Annotated in this window: 4 protein-coding genes and 1 pseudogene; all 5 read right to left on the reverse strand. The window is 59.2% G+C overall.

The genetic code is table 11. The features are described from left to right. Positions 1 to 740 (reverse strand): annotated as a pseudogene (locus AC1DKD_RS39895) (ImcF-related family protein); the annotation flags it as partial. After that, on the reverse strand, positions 721 to 1902 hold the full coding sequence (locus AC1DKD_RS39900; RefSeq protein ID WP_441632795.1) for a hypothetical protein: 1182 nt from the start codon (positions 1900 to 1902) through the stop codon (positions 721 to 723). The pseudogene AC1DKD_RS39895 and the gene AC1DKD_RS39900, both read right to left, overlap by 20 nt. Before the next feature lie 176 nt (positions 1903 to 2078). Further along, positions 2079 to 2372, reverse strand: coding sequence for a PAAR domain-containing protein (locus tag AC1DKD_RS39905; protein WP_477144616.1), 294 nt, complete (start codon positions 2370 to 2372; stop codon positions 2079 to 2081). Next, positions 2345 to 3115 (reverse strand): hypothetical protein, encoded by a 771-nt coding sequence (locus tag AC1DKD_RS39910; protein WP_441632799.1) that lies wholly within the window; start codon positions 3113 to 3115, stop codon positions 2345 to 2347. The genes AC1DKD_RS39905 and AC1DKD_RS39910 overlap by 28 nt, the downstream gene beginning before the upstream one ends. A gap of 48 nt (positions 3116 to 3163) precedes the next feature. After that, on the reverse strand, positions 3164 to 3781 hold a 618-nt coding region (locus AC1DKD_RS39915; RefSeq protein WP_477144617.1), incomplete at its 5' end, for a hypothetical protein.

A 3781-nucleotide genomic window follows, 5' to 3' on the forward strand; every position in this document is an offset into this window, starting at 1 on the left:
GCCTGGAACGTCTCGGGTTGGCGGCCGGTCGTCGGCACCGGATGCAGGAACGTCACGGGCGCGGCCCAGCCGAGCTCGGTTGCGATAGTCGAGAGCGTGCGTGCAAGCTCGGCGTCGGGCCGGATGGCCTCACCCGTGCGCACCACCTGCACCACGGCGTCGACCGGACGCCTGCGTCTCAACTGCCTGACCTGTTTGCGCCACAGCCCCGCATCCATGCCGTCAGGCGCAGCATGCACGAGGATGGCATCGGCGATATGCATCACGCCCGCCTGCTTGAGACCGGGGGCTACGGTATCGACCAGCGTATCGCTGCCGCTCACCAGCAGCCACGGCAGCCGATAGCGCCAGAACCAGCCGTGCGAGGCACGCAGGTCTTCGCACAGGTACTGCAGGCGCGCATCGCGTTTGAGCGCGGAGGTGGCCTTGATGGCCTCCTGCTGGCTACCGGTCTCCCGGCGAAAAAGCCGGCCTGCCACGCTGTACGCGCCAAGTCCCAGTGCGACGGGATGCAGGATCAAGACCCCAGCCAGTACGGCGAGAATCCAGATCGAGGCTGTCTTTTTGGCGTCCAGCGTCGGCACATTGAACTGATCGCCCTTGAGCCAGACCAGACCGAGGGCAAGTGCGGCCAACGCGACGGCGGCCACCACCAGCCCCCAGGTGACGAGGGAGCCGGAAGTGCCGGAAGAGTCGTCGCGCGGTGCCAATGCCTTGAGGTTATTCGTTGGATTCGTCATACGGCGAAGTGGGGTCCGTTGTGGGGTCCGCTGCGGGGCTCACATAAAGGATGGCGGCCTGCGCGGCTTGTGTGTGCTCGGGCGTGTGAACGATCAGGTGCGGGCCGGCACTCGCCGACTCAACGGCGGCGGCAATCGACAGCCAGCCGCCTGCCGCGCCCGCGTGACCGATGACGCTATCGGGCCGGCGCTGCGTTTCCAGCTTTGTGATGCCGCTCAGCGAAGCGCTGCCGAGTGCAGACAGCAGAGCCGTATCGTGCGAGGCGTCCAGCCCGCTGATCCAGGCGGGATGGACGGCCGGGGCTTCGGCGTTGCCCCACATCACGGCGTTCGCCAGCACATCAGCGAGCGCATCCAGCTCGCCTGCAACCGGCCGGTGCAGGGTCGCCATGACCTTGACCGGCTCAGGTAGCAGAAACACACCAGGACCGAGCAGTACGGCGACGCCGCCTTCGGTACTGCCAGCAGGCGGCGCATCGTGCCACTGCGCGGCAATCACCAGCAGCGGCCGCTTCTCGCCAGCGTCGAGCCACGCATCGGCTACGAGCAGGCCATTGCCGGCCGGCACCGCCATGCACTCAAGCGCAGGCAATCCGGCAATCCGCAGGGCGTGGCGGACCTGTTGCACACGAGTATCGGCGCACTCCGCGGACGCGAGCACCCGCACGGCGGGCGCATAAGTCGCGCCGTACTGCGACAATGCATGCAGGCTTGGGCCGAGCGTGTCGAGGGTCTGGGCAAGCATCCGCACGACGGGCGGAATTTGCTCACGCGTGGGCGCGGGCGCAACGCTCGGCTGCTGTCCGGCGGCGTCCCCCAAGTCTTCATCCGTCAACGGCGCCGGTTCCTCTTCGTCCGGCTCCGCAAACAGCGGATCGTCATCTGTAAACCGGCTATGCACGATCGTTCCGGCACCAGTGCGCGGCGACTGTGCCTCCATCAAGATCATCGTCCCGGCAAGGGCAGCCGAAAGCGGCTCGCTCTTGAGCGGCAGGCAATACCCAACACCAAGTACCTGCAACGGCTGCTGCGCATAACGCACGCGGTGACTCAGCCATTGGCGCCGGTGCATATTCCGGTAGTGCGCCCGGAACCAGATCGCCTCATATCCGGCACGCGCAATGCCAAGCGTGAAAAGAAACAAGCCGTTGGGCAGGCCCACCACGCTGAACCAGAACCACGGGCCGCGCGCGGGCGTGCCCGCCGGCCACAGCAACAGCGCTGCCGCGCCACCAATCCCGCAGCACAGCACCCAGCCGATAAGCCACGGCACAAGGCGCGGCTTGTTCGCGGGGTACGCACTCGGCAAGCCCACCGCTGCCAGATCGACCGCCATCGTCAGGCGATATTCACGTTTTGCAGCGACGAAAGCAACCGGCAGCCGCACGCGCAGCGGTGATGGTGCATCGCGACCGGCCTCCCGCCCTTGCCGGGAAACGAGGCGTTGCCCTCGGCAATCGTCGTCCTCCCATGCCGCGCACAGAGTGCCTCGTCACCGAGGCACGCCAGAAGCCGGCCCATGAACATCATTTCCGACGAGGCGGTCGTTACGGAACCGCCGTTTTCCAATGCGTCACCGACGCGAATAGGGGATCTCATAATAATCACTGAAAGTTGAATGATTTCTCGCACGATGCGCGTTCAATCCGAGTCCATTTACTCGATTTAATGTCAACAACGTCGACGTATTCATTAGATCCACAACTATGCAAACCAAGAGAAACATAACGTCCATCGAGCGAAATCACTGGCGATACACTTGGAGATGCCTCCCTCCGCATTTTTGACGAACGCATGCCTGCCATATAAAACCCAGGCAAATTAACGATATTTTTATCGCTACCGATTTTCGCAACAACCGCCAGGAAACTCATCGGATTCAAGGAAACGGGAACAAGAGATGCATAAATACCAGCCCGCAGATTTACGTCTGATAAAAATCCGACATGGGGAGCCGCCATCTTTGCGCGAACGACCACCTCAGGCTTACAGTGCATCAATTTATCCACTGTAATATATGAAGTCCCCGACACAATCACCAATTCCCGGTCAGAACTCAACCTTATACCAAGCGGCTTTTTTTCGACCAAGCATCGATTCCGATAGCCGGGCCCTTTTATAACAATCTCCGGCTCAGAATTTACCTCGATACTGAAATCTCTATCTGTGATCGATTCAGCACAAAAAAGCCCGCACATCCACATCAAAAACAAAATAGCGACGCATCGAAAACGTATCGCAATCGGCTTGCCGTCCTTGCCCGGAAGCGACGCGTTGCCCTTGGCGATCGTCGCCCTGCCACGTGAGCCCCGTCGCCCAAACACGCCTGAGGCGGCTATCGATTTCTCATCGCCACTTCCCAGTTTTTCGCCCATTCGAATACGGCTTCGCATTGCTCGCCCCAGATCATTTACCTGCTTTTATTAAAACATTCCTTTTCCGACTTTCGGCAGACGGGTCATGCACAGTCTTGGGATATTTTCTTCGTAGTACGTACTAATAAGCCGCCTCCTCTTTTTATCAACCTTCAGGTTGATAAACCGATATCCACACGCCGGGTACGCTTCCACAAACGTAGAGTTGTTAATTGAATAAAGAAAAACCCTATGGATTGTATAAACACCCATCCCATCATCGACAGACCAAATGGAAAACCCTTTCCGGCCATCAAAGCTATAGTCATCGACTGCGACATGAATGGGTTTTTCCGTGTCGACGCCAATTTCTCCACGATGAACTCTCTTCTCGGGGTTCACAATAGCGAAGGTTACTGAATGACCGTCGACTCTCAAGATGGCCCTCGTAGCTGGAGTCGGCGCGAATGCGATTGTCGAATCTTCCGCAAAAACGCCACAGGAAGCCAAAACCAACGGAACGAGGAGCAATCTATCGATCATGCGCATGGTCATCAATTCTTTTTTTATGCTGAGCCGAATACTGGGGCGACCAAGAGTAAAAATTGCCTTCCCATAGGTATTTCCAAACGCCGTCTGCATAAACTCCGTACACACCCGACTTTCACAGTTACTCCTCCATGAAAC

It is taken from the genome of Cupriavidus sp. 05T313 (assembly GCF_056396665.1).

Coding starts and splice junctions, on each gene's coding strand:
- AC1DKD_RS39910 (WP_441632799.1), bottom strand. CDS start 3,115: ATGGGCGAAAAACTGGGAAGTGGCGATGAGAAATCGATAGCCGCCTCA.